The following is a 25,127-nucleotide window of genomic DNA, read 5'->3' on the forward strand; positions in this document are numbered from 1 at the left end:
TAGCCAAGGATGAATATCTTTTTGTATATTAGATAGAATTATATACTTAAGTTTTTAGAGTCTAGAGGGATTGGATTGAGTTTGATTGGGCGTGTTTTTTGTGGAATATGTTTGGGGTGTGTCTTGCATGCTGAGATTCCTTACTGGTCTGCTCAAAGTCTTGCATCCGTTTTTTACTCTCAATTTGATGCCTTCCATCTGCACTCTCGCTCTTTGTTTGCTCGCAGTGGAGCTTTGCGTTCCAATACTTTGAACAACTCTGTATGGTTTAATGAAGAGTTTGGATTTTTGAAGCACAGAGCTTTAGACTATGCGCTTGAAGATCAAGGGTTTTATAATAATTTGAGCTTTGGAGCTGATACATTTGTGGCATTACCCAAAGCCCAGCTCTACATTGGTGGAGTGCTTGATATTATCGCTGGCACATCCTCTTCCCCTCTATATAAGGGAGATAAGGGGAGCTATGGAGTGGGCGCATATTTGACTTATTTTCATCATTCACGATTCTTTATTGATCTGTATTTGAAGTTTTTTTATGCGACACAGACTGTCGTTTTTGCCAACTCACCCTTGCAAGATTCTGTTTGGGGGCTGGGGGCTGGGAATTTTGCTCTAGGGATCAATATCGGTCAGCGTTTTGATACATCTTTTTCTCCATTTCTTCCCTCATTTTTTTTTCTAGAGCCATCTGTGAGTGTGGAGAGTGGCTATTTGCCAAGTCAGAAATTCACTTTAAGAAATCAAATCACTGGAGAAATGCAGGGCTTTATACCGCTAGGAATCAAAGCCAATCTTGCCTTTGGATATGAATGGAATAGGGCTTTTAGAGGATCTCTTAAGGGGGGAGTTTCTCTTGAATATGATCCCAAGATCAATGGAGTGATTAGGATTGAAGATGGGATTTCTTCATCTCTTAGACTTCCTGAGCGTTATGATTTTCGAGTGGGATTGTTTATGGAGGGTGATTTCATACTCAATCAGAGTTTTAGATTTTTTGTGCGCTCTAAAAGCACTTTTTCAGGCAAGCTCAACACAATATATGCGATGAATCTTGGGATGCGTTTTAGTTTTGGCAAAGTCTCCAAGCATGGATTGCATTCTAAGCAGACAATTGATTGGAATGAGGAGAGAAGGCAATGAGGCGAGGGGTGGGATATATCCTCATAGCTGCCTCTTTGGCAAATGCGCAAACTCTTTTTCATACTCAGAGCAAAATCTTCACCTATGAGCAGAATCTTCAGCGCAAGCACATCGAACAAATGCGTTTTGATTCTGCATATGATTGGCGAGGTTGGGGGCTTATCAATAGTGGGATTAGGAATAATTTCATCGGAGAAACTCTTTTAGCTGCTGATGTTTTGCCCCAGATTGCTTTTGATCGATCTTATGTTTTATCTAATGGTGAACTGATGATCGGTGCTGATCTTAATGGGAGTGGTGGGGTGCTTTATGGAGGGGAGGATGAGGCAACTTTTGGGGGATATGGAATGGGTGTTTATATGCTTTATCGCACACAGTCAGATTGCTATCTTTCACTAGGTTTGAAATTTGTCCAGATTTTTCAAAATTCTTATGATCAGTGGTTGCAGAATATTATGGGTTTGTTAGATGTGGGAGTGGGAAAAAAGTTTGATTTTGGAGATCGATATTTTATTGAGACAAATATCCATTTTGGTATGGGAGTGATCTCTGATTTGCATTTTGCTTTTAAGCAAAATGGACAGAATATCAAGCTTGATTCTCAAGAGAATCTCCCTTTTAATTTTTTGACAACTTTTTCTATAGGCAAGCAAATTGGTAAGCATCAGGTCAAAACAAGCATTTCTCCAAAATTTGATTTTTATGGTTTGGGCAAGATTTTTAGAGAAACTCCACAAGGTTTGAGCACTCATAATCCAGACTTTCATTTTGATCTTTTATTGTCTATTGCTTATGATGCACAAATATGGGAAGGCGCTCACTTTTTTACTTATGCTGATTTTTATTCGCTGCAATTTGAAGCAATGATTGGGGCTGGCATACGCGTTGAGTTTGGAGAGAATAAATATAAACCACTCAAATATCCCAAAATCAAGCTAGACAAACTCAAAAAAACTTATTTGAAATAAATCTATAGGGAGAAAAAGTGGAGATTTTTCAATATCTAAAGGAAATTTCTCAGTTTGTTGGACCAACATATATCACAGAAAATGGAAAACAAAGAAGAATGTTATATGATTTTTGCTATTCAAAGATTGATTATCCAAAAAATCTTTTGGATAATTTTTGCAAAAGATGCTTAAATAGGGAAAAGAGGCAAAAGGAAAGAACTACGATTTACCCATTTGGTTTTAATTTGAGTCAAAAAAAGGCAATAGATGAAGCACTGCAAAATTCAATTAGCATAATCGAAGGTCCTCCAGGAACCGGAAAAACACAAACGATTCTCAATATCATTGCCAATGTTGTCTTGGAGGGGAAAAGCGTTGCTGTCGTTTCAAACAATAATTCCGCAATACAAAACATAGAAGAAAAACTAAGAAAATATTCTCTTGATTTTATTTGTGCAAAATTAGGAAGTTTTGAGAACAAAAAACATTTTATTCAATCTCAGAGGGAAGAATTGCCACAGATTGGAAAGAAGAGTTATAGTGCAAAAGAATTAAAAGTTTTACATCGACAACTTCAAGAGATTTGTATTGGCTTAGATAAAAAACTCTTGCAGCAAAATCAACTTTTTGAAACAAAGAGAATACTTTCTTCTTTACAGATAGAAAAAGAGTATTTCAAAGATTACTTATCACATAATTCCCTTGTAAGTTCTTCTTTGGTAGCTTTAAAAATTAATTCTTCACAAATGGCATCTAAAATTCTTTCTATTTGCCGAAGGAAGCAGAGTCTTAAAAAAATTGTTGTTTTGATTTTTTTAAGATTTTGGGATAGAAGTTTGTTCTTATTTTATCGTTTAATTAAAGAGCTCGGAGAGATTGATAAGGTTACGGGGGCAGTTCAAGAAAGATTCTATGATTTGAAAGTTTTAGAACTTTCTAGAGAAATCAAAAATCTAGAAAAAGATTTAAAAAGATACAACTTCAAAGAAAGAATACAAGAGAGTACAAGGTTATCTCTTGAAATTTTTTCTTCCTTTCTTCAAGGAAAATATTCTAAAAATCGTAAATCCTATACTCTTGAGGATCTTTTTTATAAATCTGATCAATTTTTAAAAGATTATCCATTGATTTTGAGTACAACATATTCAATTTATGGGAGTCTATCAAAGAAAGTAAGTTACGACTATTTAATTATGGACGAGGCATCCCAAGTGGATTTATGTACTGGTGCACTTGCTTTGCATTGCTCAAAAAATGCTGTAATTGTTGGAGATACAAAGCAATTGTCGAATATTGTTCCAAAAGAACAAAGTAAAATATTTCGAGATCTTTTTAAAAAATATTCAATAACAGAGAGCTATCGTTATGAGACACATAGTTTTCTTTCTTGTATTGCTGAAGTATTTCCTCAGATTCCAAAAACTCTATTAAGAGAACATTATCGCTGTCATCCCAAGATTATTGAATTTTGTAATCAAAAATTTTATAATGGAAATCTTGTGATACTAACCGAAGAGAAAGAAGAAGATATACCTCTAGTTCTTTATAAAACAGTCAAAGGAAATCACCAAAGAGATTATATCAATCAAAGACAAATTGATGTGATTGAGCAAGAGATTATTAACCAATATAATTTAAATATAAAAAATAATTCAGTAGGAATTATTGCTCCATATCGAGCTCAGGTTGGTGAATTAAGAAAAGTATTTGGTACCCATGGTTTAAAAATTGATACAGTAGATAGTTTTCAGGGGCAAGAAAGCCAAATTATTATTCTCTCAACAGTCAACAACAAGAACTCAGAGTTTATTGATAACCCTAATCGATTAAATGTGGCAATTTCTCGTGCTGTTGAAAAACTTATCGTTGTGATTAATGATGATGAAAGCTTGATAAGAGATGGTAATATAGGGGATTTAGTGCGCTATATTCAATATCATAATTTTGAGATTCGGGAAAGTAAAATTTTTTCTATTTTTGATTTTTTGTATCAATGCTATACACAAGAAAGATTAGAATTTCTTGCTAGGTACAAGAAGGTTTCTAGATTTGATAGTGAGAATTTAATTTTTTATCTCTTAAAAAAGATTTTAAAGTTATTTCCTTCTTTTGACTTTGCGATGCATGTTCCCCTTAAAATGATCATAAAAGATACTAATTTGCTTAATAAAGATGAAAAAAAATTTATTTTTCACCCAAATACACATGTAGATTTTTTGATTTTTAGCAAAATTGATAAAATGCCCAAACTTATTATCGAAGTTGATGGAAGTGCTTTTCACAAAGAAGAAAGTAGGCAGTTTTTACGCGATAGGATAAAAGATGGAATTCTAAAAAAATATCATCTTGATTTTTTGCGACTAAAGACGGATGGGAGTCAAGAGGAAGCAAAGATTATAGAAGTTTTGAATTTTATCAATGGAAGTTTGAGATAATCTATAATTTTATTTTTTAAGTTATTTTTCCAAGGATTTAGCAATGTTACAAACCATCAATCTTACAATGCGTTATGCGACAAAGAAATTATTTGAAAATGTCAATATCAAACTAGATAGCGGGAAGCGTTATGGGCTTATTGGTGCAAATGGTGCAGGGAAATCCACTCTTCTTAAAATTCTAAGTGGAGAGTATGAGGCAAGTAGTGGGGAGATCGTGATCAATCCCAATGCACGCCTTGGAGTATTGGGACAGAATCAGTATGCCTTTGAAGAGCTTAGTCTCAAAGATGCTGTGCTCATTGGCAACAAACGCCTCTATGATGCGATCAAAGAAAAAGAAAAGCTCTATATGGAAGCTGATTTGAGTGATGAGAAAGTCAATGAGAGATTAGGAGAACTTGAAATTATTTGTGCTGAAGAAGATCCGATGTATGAATATGATGTGGTGATTGAAAAGATTTTGCAAGATCTTGGATTCCCTTCATCGCAGCATGATGAACTGATGAGCACAATCACTGGAGGAGATAAGTTTAAGATTTTGCTCGCCCAAGTGCTCTTCCCCAAGCCTGATATCCTCTTCCTTGATGAGCCGACAAACAACCTCGATCTCCACTCTATTTCTTGGCTAGAAGAAAATCTCAAGCGCCATGAAGGGACAATGGTGGTTATCTCTCACGATCGCCATTTTCTCAATGCAGTTTGTACGCATATCTTAGATGTAGATTTTGGGACTGTGAGGGAGTTTAGTGGGAATTATGATGATTGGTATATTGCCTCAACACTCATTGCAAAGCAACAAGAAGCTGAACGCAACAAAAAACTCAAAGAAAAAGAAGAACTTGAAAGCTTTATCGCTCGATTCTCTGCAAATGCAAGTAAGGCCAAGCAAGCCACATCTAGACAAAAACAACTTGAAAAACTCGATATCCAAGCCTTGGCTGTGAGCTCAAGACGCGATCCAAGCATCGTCTTTAAGCCCAAACGAACGATTGGAAATGAAGCACTAGAGTGTGAGGGGGTCAGTCATGCTTATGGAGATAAACAGGTGCTCAAAGATGTGAATCTCAAGATTCTCCCAGGAGATAAGATTGCTTTGATTGGAGCCAATGGCGTGGGCAAAAGCACGCTGTGTAAGATTCTGATAGAAGAGATGAGTCCAGATAGTGGGAGTGTGAAGTGGGGTGCGACAACTGAGAGGGGATATTTTCCTCAAAATGTAAGTGAGGAGATCAAAGGAGAAGAAACACTCTATGAGTGGCTAAGAAGTTTTGATAAAAAGGCAGATAGTAATGAGATTAGATCCAATCTTGGACGGATGCTTTTTAGTGGGGAGGAGCAAGAAAAGAGTATCAATGCCCTAAGTGGAGGAGAAAAACATCGTATGGTGCTAAGCAAACTTATGCTTGAGGGGGGGAATTTTTTGATTCTTGATGAGCCTACAAACCATCTTGATCTTGAGAGCATTATCGCATTAGGTGAGGCACTCTATCGCTTCAATGGCAATGTGATTTGTGTCAGTCACGATAGAGAACTCATTGATGCCTATGCCAATCGAATCATAGAGCTAAGGTTTGGAGAAAATGGGGCAGAAATCATTGATTTTAGGGGGAGTTATGAGGAATATTTGGAGAGAGGAAAATAAGAGGAGAGATTTTGAAAAAGCTTAATTTGTTTGCACCCCTTTTAGATGAAAGCAAGGATTCTATCTTGCAGTGCCAACAAGCTATGATCTTGGATAAAAAAGCTAAATATTTTGATTTTACTGCATCGGGTTTGGCGATGTCTTTGATCCAAAAGCGCTTGCAAAAATTTTTACCCTTCTATGCAAATACACATTCCAATAGCGCAGCACATTCTATTTTGACTACCAAAGTCTATGAGGAAGCCAAGCAAAAGATTAGAGAATGTTTGGGACTTGGAGAAGAATTTGCATTGATTGCTGTGGGGAGTGGCTCAACAGGAGCGATTAAAATGTTTCAAGAGATTATGGGGATCTATATTCCACCTAGGACAAAGATGCTTCTAGCTCCCTATCTCAAGCACCTCTCCCTTCCTTCTGTATTTGTTGGATCTTATGAGCATCATTCCAATGAAATTAGCTATCGCGAGGGATTGTGTCAGATTGAGAGAATCCCTCTCAATAATGAAGGATTGATTGATCTTGAGATCCTCAGACAAAAGATTCAAAATGCTCAAAATCCGATAATTGGATCTTTTAATATCGCATCCAATGTAACAGGAATCATCTCTCCCTACCAAGAAATCTCAAAGATCATTAGAGGTCGGGGAGGGATTGTGGCTTTTGATATGGCGGCAAGCTCTCCTTATATGAATATCTCAAGCTCTCTTTTTGATGCATGTTTTCTTTCATCACATAAGCTTTTGGGAGGCGTTGGGGGAAGCGGACTGCTTGGAATCAGAAAAAATCTTATTGATGTGAATTTGCCTCCAACTTTTGCTGGAGGAGGAACGATCAAAAATTCTAGTAAGCGCAAGCATGAGTTTTTGGATGATATTGAAGAGCGTCAAGAGTCGGGGACACCAGGGATTTTGCAACTTCTAACTTCAGCTCTTGCTTATCAGCTTCGCAATGAGGTGGGATTGGATTTGATTCATGCCCGTGAAAAAATTCTCACTCAAGCATTTATCTCAGAGCTCAAAAATATCCCAGCATCTATTATTTATGGCAATCTTGAAGCAGAGCGATTGGGGGTGGTGTCATTTAATATTGGCGGGATTTCCCCTTATGATTTGGCTTTGGAGTTAAGCAATCAATATGGGATTCAAACAAGAGCTGGATGCTCATGTGCTGGACCCTATGGTTGTGATTTGTTTGGATATGATGATGAACTCCAGCAAAAACCTCTTTGGTTGAGGGCCAGTATCCATTGGAGTCATAGTATTGATGATATTGAATATTTTATGGAATCTTTGATAAAGGCGATCAAAAAACTCCGTGGTTAAAAAACTTTTCTTTATTCATTTGGTTTGTATGAGTTTATTTGGGATGGGCTTTGCCCCTATGGGCAATGTATCGACTTCACTTGGTGGAGCGGGAGTGGCCCTTAGAAATTCAGCTTGGGGTTTGTATTACAATCCAGCTCTTCTCTCCAGTGATCCTAGAAGTAAGTTTTCTTTCAGTGTTGGGCTATGGATGTCTATGAGCGATCTCAATCCTTTGCTAGAAGGAGTCCAAAATGCAACACCTGAAAATATCTCTTCAATCTTTGCCTCACTCAAAAATCCAAGAGCTACTCTAGCAACACAAATGGGAGTAGTTGCACAAATTGGAGGATTCTCGCGCATCACAACCACTGCTATTGCAGATGAATATGGGAGATTGATTAGTCAAATGACAGAGAAGCAAATGAGTGCTTTTGCCATTGGTGCTTTTGCCATCTCTCAGACAAAAGTAGCTTTCAAAGATGTGGGATATTCCAACTATGATGCGATTAGTTTTGGTATCGCTTTGATGGAGGTTCCCATCGGTTATGCCTATAAGCTTGAGACTTCATTTGGAGATTTTAACTTTGGTGCTGCCTTGAAGTATATGCGTGCAGCATTTGATGATTCATCCTATAGGGGTCATGTTCAAAATGAGATTCAAATCAAGCTCCCCAATTTTCTCAAAGCACCGATTGCACAAAATTTTGGGATTGACTTGGGATTTTTGTATTCGATTGCTGATGTTCATATTGGTTTGAGTGCCAAAAACATCAATTTCCCCACATTTAGATCTTTGGGCAAGAGCATTAAACTTCCTATGAGTTTGCGAGCTGGGGTTTCATATGAGTTTTTGAAACATTATGCCATCACTATGGATATGGATTTGCTTCCCCAAAGTTTTTCAGATACGCTTCCTGAAAGTCAGATGATTGCTTTTGGGGTGATGGGGGATTATACTTTTGTTGATTTTCGCTTGGGTGTCGGGCTTGATCTTGCTGATTTTAATGAGACAAGAATCACAGCAGGATTCAATCTCTATGGCATTGTTGATATTGTGGGTGAGATGGGATTCAACTTTGCCAAAAGTGGGGCTTCCAAGATTGCCTTGCCGACCAATTTTGGCTTCAAAGTCGGGAGTACTTTTACTTTTTAGCCTGATTGATCAAAAAATCTATCACAGCCATACGCACAAAAACCCCATTTTGAACTTGTTCTAGCACCTTGCTTCTTGGATCATCCAAAACATAATCAGAGATATCAATATTGCGATGCACCGGTCCTGGATGCAAAATGATGAGATCTTTTTGGGCAATTCTCTCTTTTGTGATGCAGAAATCTTGCGCATAATCTTGAAGACTTCCATAAGTTTGGATGGAGTGTCGCTCTGTTTGAGTGCGTAAGCTCATCAAGGCATCACAGCTTTCTATGGCCTCCATGATAGAATGTGTGCTAGGCAATGATGTGGGGGGCAGGAAATGTGGAGGAGCGACTAGAAGAATCTGAGCTCCAAATCTTGGTAGCAAAGCGATATTGCTATTGGCAACTCTTGAGTTTTTGATATCACCAATGATGGCAATCCTCTTGCCTTCCAAAGATCCAAAATGCTCAAGAAGTGTCATCAAATCAAGGAGTGCTTGGGTGGGGTGAGAGTGTGCTCCATCCCCTCCATTGATGATGGGGCATGAAACTTTTGGCGTGAGAAAATATCCCGCACCAGCTTTACTGTGTCGAATAACGATTGCATGCGGATTCATTGCATTGAGATTGGCCGCTGTGTCTCTGAGTGTTTCACCTTTGGAAGTTGAGCTCTTGGCAACATCTAGGCGGATAACATCTCCTCCAAGATTTTTGATCGCCATCTCAAAGCTACTGAGCGTGCGCGTAGAGTTTTCAAAAAAAGTAGTGATGATTTTTTTGTCTTTGAGTGTTTTTGAGATATTGCCTTGTTTGTATTCATGAGCTTTTTTGAGGATATTGAGAATTTCTTCATCGCTTAAATCATTGACATGGATAAGGTGACGCATAGGATGATCTCCTTGATTTTTGTTTGTAGATTCTAACAAAGTTGAAGAATGTAGCTGTGTTAAAATATTGATTTTTTGAAGGTGTGAAGAGATGCGGATTTTTGGGGTTTTGTTGGTAATTTTTTTGATGGGATGTAGCAATCTAAATCACCCTAGATTCTCAAAAAATTTTTATGATGAGAAAAGGATGCAATTGACACGCAAGGCAGATTTGATAGAGAATCAAAAAACTGCCTTAGTTGCATTTTCGACATATTTGAGTGATTTAGAGAGTGATCGATACCCAAACAATGAAGTATTTTTGATCGAGATTGCATTTGAAAATGAAAAAATCAAGCCCAAAGATATCAGCTTCACTCTTCTTGATAAAGCCCCTATTAAAGTGCAAAAACTTTCCAAAAAAGATGAAAAAGCAATGCGTCTTTATCGTCATAGCCCTTGGAATGAATGCTTTATAGTTTATTTTGATTCTGTGTTGCCAATTGACATCACTAATGTTGCATTGAAGATGCATATCAAGGGATATGAGCAAGAATTGGTCTTTGATTATAGTTATGTTGTGGAAAATGTGCTGTGAGACTTGATCAATATCTCTTTGATTCTCACAAGGCTCAAAGTCGTCAGAAGGCTCAAGAATTGATCGCTTTGGGCTGTGTTTATGTCGATGGAAAGCAGATTTTCAAAAATTCTTTTAGGATAGATGAAGATTGTGTGGTGGAAATCACCACAGAGCGGAAACAGTGGGTGGCACGATCTGGTGAGAAGCTTTGGGGATTTTTATTGATGCAAGATATTAAAGTGGATGGGAAAGAAGTTTTAGACATCGGATCAAGCACTGGAGGATTTAGTGAGGTGCTTTTGGAGAGAGGTGCTCAAAAGATAGTTTGCGTGGATGTAGGGAGCGATCAGCTTCATCCCAAACTTAGGAATCATCCAAAAATCACTGTGTTTGAAAACCAAGACATTCGCACCTTTGATCATCATCCTTTTGAGTTGATTGTCTGTGATGTGAGTTTTATCTCTTTGGATTTGATTCTAAAAAAGATTTATGAACTAGCATTGGGAGAGTGTATTTTGCTCTTTAAGCCCCAGTTTGAGCTTGGACGACTGGCCAAGAGAAATAAAAAGGGTGTGATTTTGAATCAAAAAGAAGTATTGGAGCGAATAGAGGAGTTTGTAGGGTTTGCACAAAAACTTGGATTTGAACTTAAAGCGATTCAAAAAAGTCATTTGAGAGGAAAATGTGGCAATGAAGAATACTTCATCTATCTCTCCAAATAATTCCATCACAAGTTTGTGCATCGGAAAATTTGATGGGGTTCATATCGCACATCAAGCACTTTTATTGCAAAGTGATGTGAATGGAGGAGTGCTTATCGTGGGGATGGATCATACCCCTTCTCTTACGCCAAAGCAAGAGGATTTTATCAATTTGCCTGTGTTTAGGATTAGACTTGAGGAAGTCAGAGAGATGGGTGCTGGAGAGTTTGCTGCATTTCTCTGCTCAAGATTCCCAAAGCTTAAAAAAATCATCGTGGGGTATGACTTTAGGTTTGGCAAAAATCGCTCTTGTGTCCCACAAGATTTGGGAGAATTTTTTGAGGTTTGCGTGATGGATGAAATCTGTCTTGATGGGATTTCTGTCCATCGTCAAGCGATTTTATCTGATTTGGTACATGGAAATCTTGAGCGAGCCAATCAAATGCTTGGACGATGCTATGAAATTAAGGGGCATATCATCAAAGGACAGGGGAGAGGAAGAGAGGAATGTGTGCCCACACTCAATCTTGAAGTTGATCAATATGCCCTACCCAAAAGTGGTGTATATGCCACGATGAGCAAAAGGAGGGGGGTGTGGTATCAGAGTGTGAGTTTTTTGGGACATCGATTGAGTAGCGATAGGAGTTTTGCGATTGAAACACATGTGCTAGATGTGGATTTGGATGGAGATGAGGTAGGAGAGTGTGTGAGTGTGGCGTTTGTGGCTTTCATACGAAGCAATCAACGCTTTGAAAATCTTGCTTTGCTTCAAACCCAGATCGCCAAAGATATTCAAAAGGCCAGAGAGCTTTTGATCCCTAGCTCTATTTGTCTGCAATCCTAAGCATTGGATTGCAAAAACAAATCAATTTTTTCTAATCCTTTGATGAGCATCTCAATAGAAGTGGCAAAGCTCATTCTGACATACCCATCCATCCCGAAGGCTACCCCAGGGACAAGTGCGACACCTTGCTCTTCTAGTAAGGCTTGTGAAAACTTCATACTATCACCTCCAAAGCGTGCGGCTTGCTGGATATTGACAAACAGATAGAATGCACCCTTTGGGCAATTAAGCGATAGAGAGGGGATAGAGGAGCATAGCTTATGAGCTATATCTCTGCGTGCTCTAAATTCATCACGCATAGCCTTGATTTCAGCATCCAATTTAAAAGCTCGGATAGAGGCAAATTGTGTGAAAGAGTTGATATTGCTTGTGCTATTGCTTTGGAGATTATCGATACAGGAAAGAAGTGTGGAATCTTTGCTTGCAAGATAGCCCATTCTCCACCCTGTCATCGCACTTGATTTGCTTAGACCATTGATGGTGATTGTGCGCTCCAAAAGATCACTAGAGAGCGAAGCAAGAGAGACAAAACCATCTTCATAGACAAGTTTTTCATAGATCTCATCACTAATCACCCAGATATCACTTCCCTTGAGCACTTCTCCCAAAGCTTCTAGTTCTGCTTGTGTATAAAGTGAGCCTGTAGGATTGCTAGGAGAGTTGAGGATAAGAAGCTTAGTGCGAGGGGTGATGGAATCTCTTAGGCTTTGGGGGGTGATTTTGAAATCTTGTTCTTGAGTAGTGGGGATGAAAATAGGCGTAGCTTGGCAAAATTTAACAATCTCAGGATAGCTCACCCAGTATGGAGAAGGGATGAGCACTTCATCTTGAGGATTGAGAATCGCACACATAGCATTGAAAAGCGAATGCTTGGCACCATTGCTAATGATGATTTCATTGGGTGAATAATTGAGGGCATTTTCTCTCAATAATTTTTGAGCAATAGCCTCTCTAAGGGGCAAAATCCCGCTGACTGCTGTGTATTTGCTTTTGCCCTCTTGGATGGCTTTGATAGCATCTTCTTTGATGATTTGAGGTGTGTCAAAGTCAGGTTCTCCAGTGGAGAGATTGATGATTTCTCTGCCTTGTGCGGAGAGTTTCTGAGCTAGGGCACTGATAGCTAGGGTATTGGATGGAGATAGAGCGAGTGCTCGTTTGGAGTATTGCATGCAAATCCTTGTGGTGAATTTTTTGGAATTCTACTCCAAAGTTTGAGCTAGAAATGGAGGAATCCTTGAGGAGTCTAAGAGAGTTTGGCAAGAGGCTTGCTTGCTAGAATCTATAGAAGAAATAGAAGAGAAAATCTTTATGATTTAAATTGTGTATTGCGCGGTGAAACCTCAAGCGAGAATAGATCGCTAAAGTTTTGTTTCTTGTATTCTTCCACACCCACTCTCCCAATCATAGCAGCATTATCAGAGCAAAATTCAAGTGGAGCAAGCAAAAGATTACTATTGTATGTGGCACAAAGATCTTGAATTTTTTCTCTGAGATAGAGGTTGGCACTAGCTCCACCAACGATGGCAAAATGGGGGATTGCTTGTTGATTCTCTTTTTTGGTTTGAAAATAAAGCTTGCATTTTTGGACGATATGAGCGCATGCGCTTTGCTGAAAGGCTTTGGCTAGGGCATTTGGATTGAGATTTGAGCCTTGTCTTTCAATCTCCAATCTAAAAGCATTTTTGAGGCCAGAGAAGCTAAATGCGAGTTCTTTGCTGTGTTGGAGTGGGATTGGAAGTGTGTAGAGATCTTCTTGGCATTCTTGAGCAAGGGATTGGATGATGGGACCTCCTGGATAACCAAGTCCTAGCATTTTGGAAGCTTTATCAAAACTTTCTCCAAAGCTATCATCTTTACTTTGAGCGATGATTCTGACCTCATTTTCACTTGCTTCTAAAATCATTGTATGCCCACCAGAGACAAGCAAAACACTTAGAGGAAAAATGCACTGTTGTTGATTGATAAAGAGTGAATAGATATGACCTTTGAGGTGGTTGATGCTAATAAGAGGGATTTTGAGGCTAAGGGCGAGAGCTTTGGCCATCATCAAACCTTCAATGAGTGTCACACTTAAGCCAGGTTCTGTGGTAATGGCTATAGCTTTGATTTTGGAGAAATTACCATGAAGGAAGGTTTTGAGATTTTTAAGAATCAAGGGAAGTTTTTGGGCATGAAGCCTTGAGGCGAGCTCTGGGACAACTCCTCCATGAAGACTATGCTCTGCTTCTTGAGAAATCTTTTGGTGAAACAAAAGTTTGCACTCTTGAATTGAGGTTAGAGCAAGAGAGCTATCATCACAACTGCTTTCAATGCTTAAAATCATGGATGTCCTTATCAAAATAGAGGATGAAATTTGTAAAATTCTATCAAAGAGTTTTATCCAAAGGAGTGAATGGTGAGACGAATGAGGGCTGAGTGGGAGAAGCATAGAGCAATTTTGATGGCTTTTCCTCATGGAGAGAGTGATTGGGTGAGTTATTTGAGTGAAGCAAGGGAAAATTTCATCCAGATTATAAGGGGGGTTTTGGATTTTGAAGATGTTGTGCTTTGTATTGATCCAAGAGATCATGAAGGAAAAAAAATCATTGAAGAGATTTTTGCTCAAGAGATCTCATCACATCATCTAAGAATCTATTCCATCCACACAAATGATACTTGGGCTAGAGATTTTGGTGCGATCAATCTGGAGGAAGAGGGTCAGAATGTATTGCTTGATTTTATGTTTAATGGGTGGGGATTGAAGTTTGCAAGTCATTGGGATAATCAGGTCAATCATACACTCAAAACTCATGGAGAGTTTGCTCAAGATGAGCTGAGATGTGGAGGAATGATTTTGGAGGGAGGAAGTATTGAGAGTGATGGGAGAGGGGTGATTTTGACAAATACGCAATGCCTCCTTGAAGCCAATCGCAATCCATGGCTCTCTCAAGAAGAGATTGAAGAGAAGCTCAAAGAAATTCTAGGAGCCAAAAAAGTATTGTGGCTTCATCATGGGTATTTGGCTGGAGATGATACAGATAGCCATATTGATACCTTGGCTAGATTTATTTCTCCCACACAGATTGCTTATGTTGGATGTGATGATGAAGATGATGAACATTATTTAGAGCTTAAGAAAATGGAGCAAGAATTGTTGGATTTGAGGGATCTTAGCGGGAATGCTTATGAGCTTATCAAGCTTCCTTTTGTGCGTCCAATTTGGGATGATGGAGAGCGTTTGCCAGCAACTTATGCAAATTTTTTATTTGTCAATGGAGGGCTTTTAGTGCCTACTTATGGGGATATCAATGATGAGTATGCCCTAAAGATACTCCAAGATGCTTTGCCCCATCTAAAGGTTGTGGGGATTCCATGCTTGACTTTGATTAGACAGCATGGAAGCTTGCATTGTGTGAGTATGCAGCTTTATTGAGATCTGTGATGGATTTTTCTCAATTTCAATATGCCTGTGCGATCAGTGGTGGGATAGGGAGTGGCAAGAGTAGTGCATGTAGGATCTTAGAATCAATGGGTTATGAAATCATCGATGCAGATAAAATCGCACACAAAGCTTTGGAGGAGCAAACATCTCAAATTATTTCTATTTTTGGAGAAGAGGTCTTGGAAGGGGAGCGGATCTCAAGGGCAAAGCTAGGCAAAATTGTCTTCAAAGATTCCATCTTGCGTCAAAAGCTCAATGAACTATTGAGCGCAAGAATCCAAGAGAAATTATATGAAGAATGCCTTAGACTTGAGAAGAGGGAGAGATGGTTTTTTGTCGAGATTGCACTTTTGTTTGAACAAAGAGAGATTTACAATTTCCTTCATAGCATTCTGATTGCCTGCTCTATGGATGTGCAGATTGAGCGTATTTGTCAAAGAAATCATCTAGGATGCGAGGAAGCCAAAGAGAGAATCTTGGCTCAAATGCCTCTTGAGCAAAAGCTCAAAATGGCTGATAGAGTGATATGGAATGAGGGGGGATTGGATGCTTTGAGAGATCAACTTAAGCTTTTTCTGAGTGAGATAGTTTAGAAAGCTTGAGATGTATGGGATCTTTAGAGTAAAATTTGGCGCAATACTTCTTTTATCTTTGGTTTATTGTATATTTTCCTCATTATTTTAAGGAGTCTCCTTGAATCTCTTAGAACGTTATTTTGGAATTAGTCGTAGTGGCAGTAGTGTGAAAACAGAAGCTATCGCAGGATTTACTACCTTTGTCTCAATGCTTTATATTGTGCCTGTGAGCTCATCGATTCTTTCTGATGCTGGGATGCCAAAAGATGCCTTGATTACAGCGGTGACACTAGCGACGGTATTGGCCACGCTTCTGAGCGGACTTTGGGCTAGAGTTCCTGTTGCTATGAGTGTGGGTATGGGGCTTAATGCTTATTTTTCTTATGGAATGGTGAAGGGGATGGGACTTTCTTGGGAGCAGGCTCTTGGGGTTGTTTTCCTCTCAGGTGCAGTATTTTTGCTTGTGTCATTGACCAAGATTCGAACATGGCTTATCAATAGTATTCCAAATGGTTTGCGTTTTGCTCTAGCTGGGGGACTTGGTGCTTTTATTTGCACGATTGGACTTAAATCCCTTGGTGTGATCACAATCTCTCCTATTGGTTTGCCCGAGCTTGGGAATCTCTCCTCAGTTGAGGTATGGATCGGACTTTTTGGGGTCTTTGTGATTTTGTGGATGAGTGCTAAAAACATTCATGCTTCTTTTGTGCTTGGGATTTTGTTTTGCTCCTTGATTGCATGGGGTCTTGGGATCGCTTCGCTCCCACATGAGATTTTCTCCAAACCTGCCTCCATCGCACCGATTGCCTTTAAATTTGACATCATGGGAGTCTTGAGCTTGGCACTTGTCCCAACGATCATTTCCTTGCTTGTATTGGATCTGTTTGATTCTCTTGGCACACTTGCTGGAGTAGGAGCCAAGGCAGGACTTTTTCAAAATGCAAATGGTGATGGAGACAAGCTGTTGGAAAAAACTTTGGAGGCTGATGCAGCTGCTACTGTGATTGGGGCAAGTTTGGGAGTAAGCACGACAACGAGTTTTTTGGAGAGTGCAAGCGGGGTGAGTGAAGGTGGGCGAACAGGATTGACTTCTGTGTTTTGTGCTTTATTTTTTGCTTTGAGTTTATTTTTGTTTCCTATTTTTGCCTCCATTCCATCTTTTGCGATTTATCCGACCTTGATTGTTGTGGGTGCATTGATGTTTTTAGAAGTGAGAAATATTGATTTTTCAGATCTTCCTATTGGGCTTGCGGCATTTTTTTCTATTATTTTGATGCCTTTAACTTACTCGATTGCCAATGGATTGGCTGGGGGATTTTTGGTCTATATTTTGACTTCTTTAGCGCTAAAGCAGTATCATAGAATCAATCTTGGTGTGATTGTGCTAGGCGTTTTGAGTATTTTGCCCATTGTTGTGCATGGAGTCTTTTTGAAAGGATAGAGAAATGGAAGCGAAATTGATGGCATTAGCAATCGAGACTTATAAGATCACTTTGATGATTTCTTTGCCGATGCTTTTGGCTGGGCTTGTTGTAGGGCTTTTGGTGAGTATTTTTCAAGCTACGACGCAAATCAATGAAATGACACTTACCTTTGTGCCCAAGATTTTGGCTGTGATTGTGGTGCTGATCTTTACACTTCCTTGGATGCTGCATGTTGTGCTTGATTACACAAAAAGCATTTTTGATCTGATCCCAAGTTTCCCTTTTTAGTTTCAGATGATGTATAGATTGATTGATTTTTCCAAACACACTAGCCTCAAGATTGGAGGGGAGCATCGTGTGCGTATGATAGAGGAGTTTGGCAAGGATGCTGGTGAGAGGCTTATTGGTGGGGGGAACAATATCTTGCTTTCTCCTGATGCCACACATCTTTGTATGCTTGGAAAGAGCTTTGATTATATCTGTGAATTTGAAGGGATGATTGAAATTGGGGGGGCTGTGAGTAGTGGGAGAATCTATAGTTTTTTTAAGAAGCAAAATTTATTAGGACTTGAATTTTTGCGAGGATTGCCAGGCAGACTTGGTGGGCTTGTGAAAATGAATGCTGGGATGAAGAGCTATGAGATCAAAGAGGTTTTACACAGCGTGTGCGTGGATGGAGAGTGGCTAGAGAGAGATCATTTTGCCTTTGAATATCGCAATAGTGGGATTGAGGGAGTGATCTATGGGGCAAGATTTCATAAGATAGTGGGTTTTAGAGAAGAGCTTGTGGAAGTATTTGAACAAATGAGAGAAACACATCCTCATCTTCCAAGCTGTGGAAGTTGTTTTAAGAATCCAAGAGGGGATTTTGCTGGAAGATTGCTTGAATCTGTCAGACTTAAGGGGTATAGAATAGGAGATATGAGTTTTAGTCAAAAACATGCAAATTTTTTGATCAATCTTGGAAATGGGACCTTTGATGAAGCATTGCAGCTTATAACTCTTGCTCAAGATCGTATCAAACAAGAATATGGAATCACTTTGGAGTGCGAAGTGGTAATCATGCACTGAAATTTTAAGTTTTAAAAGCACAAAATAACTTTTCATTTAATTTTCTCCGACTTAATATAAGAATCATTATTAAATGATAATTTTTATCAAAAGGAGATCAAATGAAAAAATTGACCAATGATTTTGGAAATATAGTTGCTGATAATCAAAACTCACTAAGCGCTGGAGCTCAAGGGCCACTTTTGCTTCAAGACTACATTTTGCTTGAGAAATTAGCTCATCAAAATAGAGAGAGAATCCCTGAGCGGACAGTGCATGCAAAGGGAAGTGGAGCGTATGGAGAGCTTAAAATCACAGCAGATCTTTCAAAATATACAAAAGCTAAAGTTTTGCAAAAGGGTGAAATCACTCCACTTTTTTTGAGATTCTCAACAGTTGCAGGAGAAGCAGGAGCAGCAGATGCTGAGAGAGATGTCAGGGGGTTTGCAATCAAGTTTTATACCAAAGAGGGAAATTGGGATTTAGTCGGAAATAATACCCCGACATTTTTCATCAGAGATGCTTACAAATTTCCTGATTTTATCCATACGCAAAAACGAGATCCAAGAACGCATCTAAGAAATGCGAATGCTGCTTGGGATTTTTGGACACTTTGTCCTGAGAGCTTGCATCAAGTGACAATCTTGATGAGTGATCGTGGGATCCCAGCAAGCTATCGTCATATGCATGGATTTGGAAGCCATACCTATAGCTTGATCAATGAAAAAGGTGAGCGATTTTGGGTGAAATTTCATTTCAAGACCCAACAGGGGATCAAAAATCTCACAAACGCAGAAGCTGAGGCTATTATCGCAAAAGATCGCGAAAGTCATCAAAGAGATCTTTATGAAAGTATTGAGAGGGGAGATTTTCCAAAATGGACATTCCAAATCCAAGTCTTGCCAGAAAATGAAGCAGACAAGCTTGGATTTAATCCCTTTGATCTCACAAAAGTTTGGCCCCATAGCATTGTGCCCTTGATTGATGTGGGAGAATTGGTGCTCAATCAAAATGCACAGAATTATTTCAATGAAGTGGAGCAAGCAGCCTTTAGTCCAAGTAATATTGTGCCAGGGATTGGGTTTAGCCCAGATAAGATGCTCCAAGCCAGAATCTTTAGCTATCCAGATGCACAACGCTACAGAATCGGGACAAACTATCATCTTCTTCCCATCAATCGTGCCAAAAGTGAGGTCAATACCTACAATGTCGCTGGAAGTATGAACTCTGATACCTATAGAAATGATGCAGCTTATTATGAGCCCAATAGCTATGCAGATTCTCCAAAAGAGCACAAAGAATATTTAGAGCCAGATTTGGATATAGGTCAAAAAGCACAGAGATTTGCTCCATTGGATGAGGATTATTACACTCAGCCAAGGGCTTTGTTTGAGCTTATGTCGCAGGAGCAAAAAGATCAACTCTTTGGAAATATTGCAAGTTCTATGGATGGAGTGAGAGAGGAGATTATCCAAAAAGCACTCAATCATTTTGAAAAGATTTCTCTAGAATATGCCAATGGAGTGAGAAAAGCACTTGGAAAATAAAATGCAATCTAGTGAGACTACCCTCACGCCTCAAGAAGAGCAGAGATTTCATGAGCTCTGCTTGATGGCGTTTGGTTATGCAAGAGAAAATGATGTGAAAAATCTCAAGATCATGCTTGATGCAGGATTAAATATCAATCTTGAAACCCACAAGGGAGACACACTCTTGATGCTTGCAAGCTATCACAATGCTTTTGAAAGTGCAAAATTATTGCTTGAGAGGGGAGCTGAAGTCGATAGAGTGAATCATCGGGGACAGACTCCCCTTGCTGGGGTTTGTTTCAAAGGACATTTTGAGATGGCAAAACTCCTTGTGAGCTATGGGGCAGATATCGATAGAAATAATGGTATGGGGATGACTCCTTATGGGTTTGCTGTGATGTTTGGACATTATGATTTGGCAAAATTTTTGCATTCTCAATCTAAGCCTAGCTTTTTTAAAAGCAAGGCTTTGAAACTTTTGGGATGGATGAAGAGATGCCTTAGCTTGAGAGGTTTAAAAGTGTTTTAAGTGTTTGAATCGTTTGTGAGATGATTTGTTTCTCTTCTTTTGGCTTGATTTGATCTTTGGGACTTTGAATAAACACATAGCGTCTATCTCTTGTCTCCCACTGAGGGATATGCGAGAGGGGATAAAGTCCAATTGTAGGGATGAGTAGATTGGATGCAAGATGAATGATCCCTGTACTTGGAGAAATCACGCAAGTCGTGCGCAAGATAAGTTCAGCAAGATTTAAAATATCTTCATTATTTTCAAAAACAAGCAAAGAGAATTCTGTCTTTTTTTGAAAATCCTCCAAGGCTTCTTGAAATTCTTTGGAAACTTTTGCATAGGTGATGACAAGAGGGGTGCAAGAGGGAAGCATAGAGACTTGATACATAAGGTGCAAATATGCTTCTATAGAGAGATTGTGTGAAGAGGTGATCGCAAAGGGATTGATGAGAATGAGATGGTCTTTTTTTGTATTTTTTTGCAAAAAATGAGAGATTTGATCTTGATGTGTGATTGAAGTGCGAATCTTGGCTTGGGAGAGATCAATTTGCAAAATACACGAATCAAAAAGCTTTGGATTGATTAGACGCACAAGAAATAGAGGCTTCTCTCGCATAGAAGCATTGCGATATTTTAGAAAAGAAAAGATAGATGGGGTTTTGCATTTTTTGGAAAATAGGGCTTGAATTTTAGTGGGGGTGATAATGATTGGAACATTACTCTGAAGCAGTGGAGTGAGATAGGCTTTGGTGCATTTGGGCAATATGACATAATCAAGCTTACAATCATTGATCAGATCAAGATGAGATTGGATGTCATTTTGGATGTCATACACCTCATCGACAAACTCATAATAAGCTAAGAGATTTTTAAATAATGCATTGCCAAAGACAAATAACTCACAGTGATAAATCGCTTTGAGTGCATACAGAGATTCAAGAGTTAGGACATTGTCCCCAAGTCCATGAAAATAGATAAAGCCAATTTTGAGTGTTTTGTTTCTCAAGATTTATCCTCGAATCTGAAAATTTCCTAAGATTTTGTATTTGTAAGTTGTAAGCCCTTCAAGCCCTACAGGGCCTCTAGCATGGAGTTTGTTGGTGGAGATTCCAATCTCAGCTCCAAAGCCAAATTCTCCTCCATCACTAAAACGCGTGGAGGCATTGAGATAGACGCATGAGGCATCTACTTCATTGAGGAATTGTTCAGCAGCACTAATTTCTTGAGTGATGATTGATTCTGAGTGTCCAGAGCCGAAGGTATTGATGTGATTGATGGCATCTTCTAAGCTATCAACAATTGCAATATTTAAGGTATTGTCCCCATATTCTTTGGAAAAATCCTCTTTGTAAAGTGGCTCAAGAGGGAGGTTAAGGATCTCCTGTGTGCTTTGATCGGCTTTGAGTGTTGTGTCTTTTTGCACAAAGGCTTGATGGAGTGGGGGGAGAATGATTGGAGCGATATCACGGTGGATAAGAAGTGTTTCAATGGAGTTGCAAGTGGAGGGGCGTTGGGTTTTGGCATTGATAGCAATAGCGATGCTTTGATCGATGGGGGCATCATGATGGATATAAAGATGACATACGCCTTTGTCGTGTTTGAGGACTGGGATGGTGGCATTTTGAGAGACAAAGTGGATTAGTCCTTCACCTCCTCTTGGGATCAGTAAATCCACCCATTTATCTTGCTTGATAAACTCTAGCACCCCCTCATGCGAGGTATTTTCAAGCATACTGATGCACTCTTTTGGGAGCTGATGAGCTTTGAGAACTTCTTGCAAGATTTTTAAGATCGCCCAGTTGGAATGATGTGCTTCTTTGCCTCCCTTGAGGATACAGGCATTACCACTTTTGAAGCATAAAGCAGCACTATCGCTTGTAACATTGGGGCGAGATTCATAAATGATGCCAATCACACCGATAGGCACGCTGATCTTTTGAAAGTTTAGTCCATTATCCCCTCTCCATCCCTGCAAGATGCGATCCAAGGGGTTGGGAAGAGAGGCGATTTCTTCTATACTTTGAGCCATTGAGGCAATTTTTAAAGGATTGAGCTCCAATCTTTCAAGCATCGCATGACTTAGAGAATCTTTTGCATTTTGTAGATCCAATGCATTGGCTTGGAGAATGTGAGATTGGCTAGATTTGATTGCTTGTGCCATATCTTGCAAAATTTTAACCTTGAGAGAATGTGGCGTCTTTTGGAGGATTTGTTGAGATTTTTTAGCAGTCTCTAGGAATGAGTGCAAATTATGCATTTTGTTTTTCTCTTTCTTGAGCCAATGCTTCAACTTCTTTGACAAAAACATCTAAGATTTCATCTTCTTTAAGTTTGCAAAGAATCTTACCTCCCTTGATGATCAGTCCATCATGATTACCAAAGGCGATGGCAATATCAGCATGCTTAGCCTCGCCCAATGCATTGACTGCACATCCCATAACACTCACTTGAAGAGGGGTTTTGATGTGTGCAATGCGTTTTTGAACCTCTTTGACAGCACTCACCAAATCTGCCTCAATCCTTCCACAAGTAGGGCAAGAGATGAGGGTGATGCCTTCTTTAAGTCTTCCACTATAGCGTAAGATATTGCGTGCGACATTGACTTCCTCTTCCAATTCACCCGTGATAGATACCCTCATCGTATCTCCAATCCCCTCAAGGAGCAATCCACCAAGCGCCATCGCGCTTTTGATCATAGAATGCTCAAGAGTTCCTGCTTCAGTAACACCCAAATGAAAAGGATAGGGGATATTTTCCTTGGCAAGTAAGCGATAGGCTTCTAGTGTGCGAATCACATCACTTGCTTTGAGTGAGATTTTGATATCCTCAAATCCAAAATCTTCCAATAGCTTGATGTTATAAAGTGCTGATTCCACCATTCCTTTTGGAGTTGCTCCATATTTTTCTTCAAATTGCTTCTCTAAGCTTCCCGCATTGACACCAATTCTTATGGGGATTTTGCGCTCCTTGCATGCATCTACGACAGCCTTGATACGATCTTTACTCCCGATATTTCCAGGATTGATGCGAATGGCATCAACACTTTGAGCAGCAATAAGAGCAAGTTTGTAGCGAAAATGAATATCTGCAATGAGTGGAAGGGGTGAGAGAGTCTTGAGTTCTTTGAGTGCATGAGCATCTTTCTCATCGCTGACTGCCACTCGCACGATCTGGCATCCAGCAAGTGCGAGACGATCAATTTGTGCTTTGGTAGCTTGAAGATCGTGAGTTTTGCTAAAAGTCATGCTCTGGATGGCGATAGGATGATCCCCTCCAATAGGCACTCCTCCTACATAGATGACTTTTGTTTTGCGTCGTGTCATATGGAATCCTTGTGATGGTATGTCTGTGTGGCTATTTTAGAATGGATTTTAACATATCACACGATAAGATTTTCTAGCGGGAAATAATGCAAAATATCTAAAAAAGGGATGAGATGAAAATTTTGGTTAGTGCCTTAGAGGCAAGCTCAAATCTTCATTTGATGGAACTCAAAAAGCATTTAGAAAGTGTGGAATGGATGGGGATCTATGAATTTGAAGATATGAGAGGGACCTATACACCAAAAGATTTCTCTGTGATGGGATTTAGCGATGTGCTTAAGAAAATTTTTTTCTTCAAAAAAGTGATGAATGAAATGGTCGAGCTTGCAGGAGAGGTCGATCAGGTGCTTTTACTAGATAGCTCAAGTTTTCATATCCCTTTGGCAAAAAAAATCAAAAAATGCTTTCCAAACAAGAGAATCTCTTATTACATTCTGCCTCAAGTGTGGGCTTGGAAGCCTTGGAGAATCAAAACTTTGAAAAAATATTTTGACAACTTATATGGGATCTTGCCCTTTGAGATTCCACTTTATGAAGGGCGGGCAGTATATATCGGACATCCACTGTTAGATGAAATCACTGAGTGCAAAACATTTCTCTCATCTGGGGGGAGTGTGGTTTTTATGCCAGGGAGTCGACAAGGAGAGATTAGAAGAATCTTTCCAATATTTGTCGAAGTGGCCAAAAAATTGGAGAGTGAGCAATGCGTGCTTGTTGTGCCATCTTTTTATCAAGGGATGGATTTGAAGCAAATTTATGGGGAGGGTTTGGAGTTATTTAGGGTGAGCTTTGATGCAGAGGGGGCCTTGTATGAAGCTAAATTTGCTTTTATTTGCAGTGGGACAGCAACCCTGCAGGCGACACTAGTTGGGACTCCATTCATCCTCTGCTATAAGGCCAAAAAACTTGATGAGTGGATTGTGAGATCGCTCATCAAGCTCACTCACATCGGTCTTGCCAATATTCTCTCATCTCATAATGGAGGGGGTGAGATCCATCCCGAACTTATTCAGAAAGATTGCAATGTGGCAAGACTCTTGGAAGTTTATGAGCTAATGGATAGAGAAAGATTTTTTGCTCAGGCTCAAGAGATCAGAGAGTATCTGAAATTTGGAAGCAGTCAAAATCTTGCACAAGCGTTAATAAAATAGTTTTTTGATATGATTAGAGTTTTTATCCTTTCAGTTTTAAGGCAGTTAGATGAATAAAGAACCTATGACAAATTATGGTTATGAGCTTTTATGCGAAGAGCTAAAAAATCTCAAAGAAGTTGAGCGTCCAAATATTGTCAAAGAGATTGATATCGCACGATCTTATGGAGATCTCAAAGAAAATGCAGAATATCATGCAGCAAAAGATAAACAGCTTTTTATTGAAGCGCGTATTGCGGAGCTTGGAGAGATGCTTGCCAATGCTCAGGTGATCGATCCTAGCACCCTTAATCACACAAAGGTGAGCTTTGGTAGCACTGTTAAAATTATCAATCTTGATAATGATCAAGAGATGGTTTATACGATTGTTGGAGGAATTGAAAGTAATCCAAGTAGGGGATTGATTTCTTTTGGTTCTCCAATCGCTAAAAGTCTGCTTGGCAAAGAGGAAGGGGAAGAGATTACGATTGCATTGCCAAGTGGTGAGAGTGATTTTGAGATTTTAGAGGTGGGATATCAGCCGATTGATTTTGGAAAGTAA

24 protein-coding genes are annotated in these 25,127 nt (G+C 39.3%); 18 read left to right on the top strand and 6 right to left on the bottom strand.

Annotated elements, in window-relative coordinates:
• The first annotated feature begins 81 nt into the window (after nt 1-81).
• Genes T391_RS0105540 through T391_RS0105565 form a run of 6 tightly spaced genes read left to right on the top strand, consistent with a single transcriptional unit; the run spans nt 82 to nt 8,627 of the window.
• Complete coding sequence (locus T391_RS0105540; protein WP_158654387.1) at nt 82-1,140, top strand: autotransporter outer membrane beta-barrel domain-containing protein; 1,059 nt, start codon at nt 82-84, stop codon at nt 1,138-1,140.
• A complete protein-coding gene (locus tag T391_RS0105545; protein ID WP_027327490.1) occupies nt 1,137-2,108 on the top strand; it encodes a hypothetical protein in 972 nt (323 codons plus the stop codon). Before T391_RS0105540 ends, T391_RS0105545 begins: the two co-directional genes overlap by 4 nt.
• 17 nt (nt 2,109-2,125) lie before the next feature.
• Nucleotides 2,126-4,525 (top strand): AAA domain-containing protein, encoded by a 2,400-nt coding sequence (locus T391_RS08165; protein ID WP_051420636.1) that lies wholly within the window; start codon nt 2,126-2,128, stop codon nt 4,523-4,525.
• 43 nt (nt 4,526-4,568) lie between these two features.
• Complete coding sequence (locus T391_RS0105555) at nt 4,569-6,170, top strand: ABC-F family ATP-binding cassette domain-containing protein (protein ID WP_027327491.1); 1,602 nt, start codon at nt 4,569-4,571, stop codon at nt 6,168-6,170.
• Between the two features lie 11 nt (nt 6,171-6,181).
• On the top strand, nt 6,182-7,492 hold the full coding sequence (locus tag T391_RS0105560) for an aminotransferase class V-fold PLP-dependent enzyme (RefSeq protein ID WP_420806129.1): 1,311 nt from the start codon (nt 6,182-6,184) through the stop codon (nt 7,490-7,492).
• Nucleotides 7,485-8,627: a type IX secretion system membrane protein PorP/SprF gene (locus T391_RS0105565; RefSeq protein WP_027327493.1), complete on the top strand. Its 1,143-nt coding sequence runs from the start codon at nt 7,485-7,487 to the stop codon at nt 8,625-8,627. Before T391_RS0105560 ends, T391_RS0105565 begins: the two co-directional genes overlap by 8 nt.
• Here T391_RS0105565 and T391_RS0105570 read toward each other — a convergent pair.
• Complete coding sequence (locus T391_RS0105570; protein WP_027327494.1) at nt 8,617-9,498, bottom strand: aspartate carbamoyltransferase catalytic subunit; 882 nt, start codon at nt 9,496-9,498, stop codon at nt 8,617-8,619. The genes T391_RS0105565 and T391_RS0105570 overlap by 11 nt on opposite strands.
• A gap of 193 nt (nt 9,499-9,691) precedes the next feature.
• Here T391_RS0105570 and T391_RS0105575 point away from each other — a divergent pair, with 193 nt between their 5' ends.
• Genes T391_RS0105575 through T391_RS0105585 form a run of 3 tightly spaced genes read left to right on the top strand, consistent with a single transcriptional unit; the run spans nt 9,692 to nt 11,602 of the window.
• Entirely contained in the window at nt 9,692-10,075 is a 384-nt protein-coding gene (locus T391_RS0105575; protein ID WP_156923066.1) for a hypothetical protein, read from the top strand.
• A complete protein-coding gene (tlyA, locus tag T391_RS0105580) occupies nt 10,072-10,779 on the top strand; it encodes a 23S rRNA (cytidine-2'-O)-methyltransferase TlyA (protein WP_027327496.1) in 708 nt (235 codons plus the stop codon). Before T391_RS0105575 ends, tlyA begins: the two co-directional genes overlap by 4 nt.
• Nucleotides 10,748-11,602, top strand: a complete 855-nt coding sequence (locus tag T391_RS0105585) for a bifunctional riboflavin kinase/FAD synthetase (protein ID WP_027327497.1) — start codon at nt 10,748-10,750, stop codon at nt 11,600-11,602. The genes tlyA and T391_RS0105585 overlap by 32 nt, the downstream gene beginning before the upstream one ends.
• Here the strand turns inward: T391_RS0105585 and T391_RS0105590 are convergent.
• Both T391_RS0105590 and tsaD read right to left on the bottom strand, forming a co-directional pair.
• A complete protein-coding gene (locus T391_RS0105590; protein ID WP_027327498.1) occupies nt 11,599-12,771 on the bottom strand; it encodes a pyridoxal phosphate-dependent aminotransferase in 1,173 nt (390 codons plus the stop codon). The genes T391_RS0105585 and T391_RS0105590 overlap by 4 nt on opposite strands.
• A gap of 137 nt (nt 12,772-12,908) precedes the next feature.
• Nucleotides 12,909-13,925, bottom strand: coding sequence for a tRNA (adenosine(37)-N6)-threonylcarbamoyltransferase complex transferase subunit TsaD (tsaD, locus tag T391_RS0105595; RefSeq protein ID WP_027327499.1), 1,017 nt, complete (start codon nt 13,923-13,925; stop codon nt 12,909-12,911).
• A gap of 81 nt (nt 13,926-14,006) precedes the next feature.
• Between tsaD and T391_RS0105600 the strand changes: the two genes are divergently transcribed.
• The 7 genes from T391_RS0105600 to T391_RS0105630 all read left to right on the top strand — a co-directional run bounded on the left by T391_RS0105600 (nt 14,007) and on the right by T391_RS0105630 (nt 20,130).
• Complete coding sequence (locus tag T391_RS0105600; protein WP_027327500.1) at nt 14,007-15,014, top strand: agmatine deiminase family protein; 1,008 nt, start codon at nt 14,007-14,009, stop codon at nt 15,012-15,014.
• Nucleotides 14,990-15,616 carry a dephospho-CoA kinase gene (gene coaE, locus T391_RS0105605; protein WP_084340136.1) on the top strand — a complete coding sequence of 209 codons (627 nt, stop codon included), beginning with the start codon at nt 14,990-14,992 and terminating at the stop codon, nt 15,614-15,616. Before T391_RS0105600 ends, coaE begins: the two co-directional genes overlap by 25 nt.
• Before the next feature lie 100 nt (nt 15,617-15,716).
• The gene (locus tag T391_RS0105610; protein WP_027327502.1) at nt 15,717-17,039 is read left to right on the top strand and encodes an NCS2 family permease; all 1,323 of its coding nucleotides are present in this window, start codon (nt 15,717-15,719) and stop codon (nt 17,037-17,039) included.
• A gap of 4 nt (nt 17,040-17,043) precedes the next feature.
• Nucleotides 17,044-17,310, top strand: a complete 267-nt coding sequence (gene fliQ / locus T391_RS0105615; protein ID WP_027327503.1) for a flagellar biosynthesis protein FliQ — start codon at nt 17,044-17,046, stop codon at nt 17,308-17,310.
• Between the two features lie 6 nt (nt 17,311-17,316).
• Entirely contained in the window at nt 17,317-18,093 is a 777-nt protein-coding gene (locus T391_RS0105620; RefSeq protein ID WP_027327504.1) for a UDP-N-acetylmuramate dehydrogenase, read from the top strand.
• A gap of 101 nt (nt 18,094-18,194) precedes the next feature.
• Nucleotides 18,195-19,619: a catalase gene (locus T391_RS0105625; protein ID WP_027327505.1), complete on the top strand. Its 1,425-nt coding sequence runs from the start codon at nt 18,195-18,197 to the stop codon at nt 19,617-19,619.
• A 1-nt stretch (nt 19,620) separates the two neighbouring features.
• Complete coding sequence (locus tag T391_RS0105630; protein WP_027327506.1) at nt 19,621-20,130, top strand: ankyrin repeat domain-containing protein; 510 nt, start codon at nt 19,621-19,623, stop codon at nt 20,128-20,130.
• Here the strand turns inward: T391_RS0105630 and T391_RS0105635 are convergent.
• The 3 genes from T391_RS0105635 to ispG are packed head-to-tail and all read right to left on the bottom strand — an operon-like array spanning nt 20,102 to nt 23,435.
• Complete coding sequence (locus tag T391_RS0105635) at nt 20,102-21,118, bottom strand: glycosyltransferase family 9 protein (RefSeq protein ID WP_034583980.1); 1,017 nt, start codon at nt 21,116-21,118, stop codon at nt 20,102-20,104. The genes T391_RS0105630 and T391_RS0105635 overlap by 29 nt on opposite strands.
• Nucleotides 21,119-21,121: 3 nt before the next feature.
• Complete coding sequence (locus T391_RS0105640) at nt 21,122-22,369, bottom strand: glutamate-5-semialdehyde dehydrogenase (RefSeq protein WP_034583982.1); 1,248 nt, start codon at nt 22,367-22,369, stop codon at nt 21,122-21,124.
• Nucleotides 22,362-23,435 carry a flavodoxin-dependent (E)-4-hydroxy-3-methylbut-2-enyl-diphosphate synthase gene (ispG, locus tag T391_RS0105645; RefSeq protein WP_027327509.1) on the bottom strand — a complete coding sequence of 358 codons (1,074 nt, stop codon included), beginning with the start codon at nt 23,433-23,435 and terminating at the stop codon, nt 22,362-22,364. Before ispG ends, T391_RS0105640 begins: the two co-directional genes overlap by 8 nt.
• Before the next feature lie 113 nt (nt 23,436-23,548).
• Between ispG and lpxB the strand changes: the two genes are divergently transcribed.
• Both lpxB and greA read left to right on the top strand, forming a co-directional pair.
• The gene (gene lpxB / locus T391_RS0105650) at nt 23,549-24,586 is read left to right on the top strand and encodes a lipid-A-disaccharide synthase (protein ID WP_027327510.1); all 1,038 of its coding nucleotides are present in this window, start codon (nt 23,549-23,551) and stop codon (nt 24,584-24,586) included.
• 49 nt (nt 24,587-24,635) lie between these two features.
• Complete coding sequence (gene greA, locus T391_RS0105655; RefSeq protein WP_027327511.1) at nt 24,636-25,127, top strand: transcription elongation factor GreA; 492 nt, start codon at nt 24,636-24,638, stop codon at nt 25,125-25,127.

This window comes from Helicobacter pametensis ATCC 51478 (genome assembly GCF_000518225.1).
GTDB lineage: Bacteria > Campylobacterota > Campylobacteria > Campylobacterales > Helicobacteraceae > Helicobacter_G > Helicobacter_G pametensis.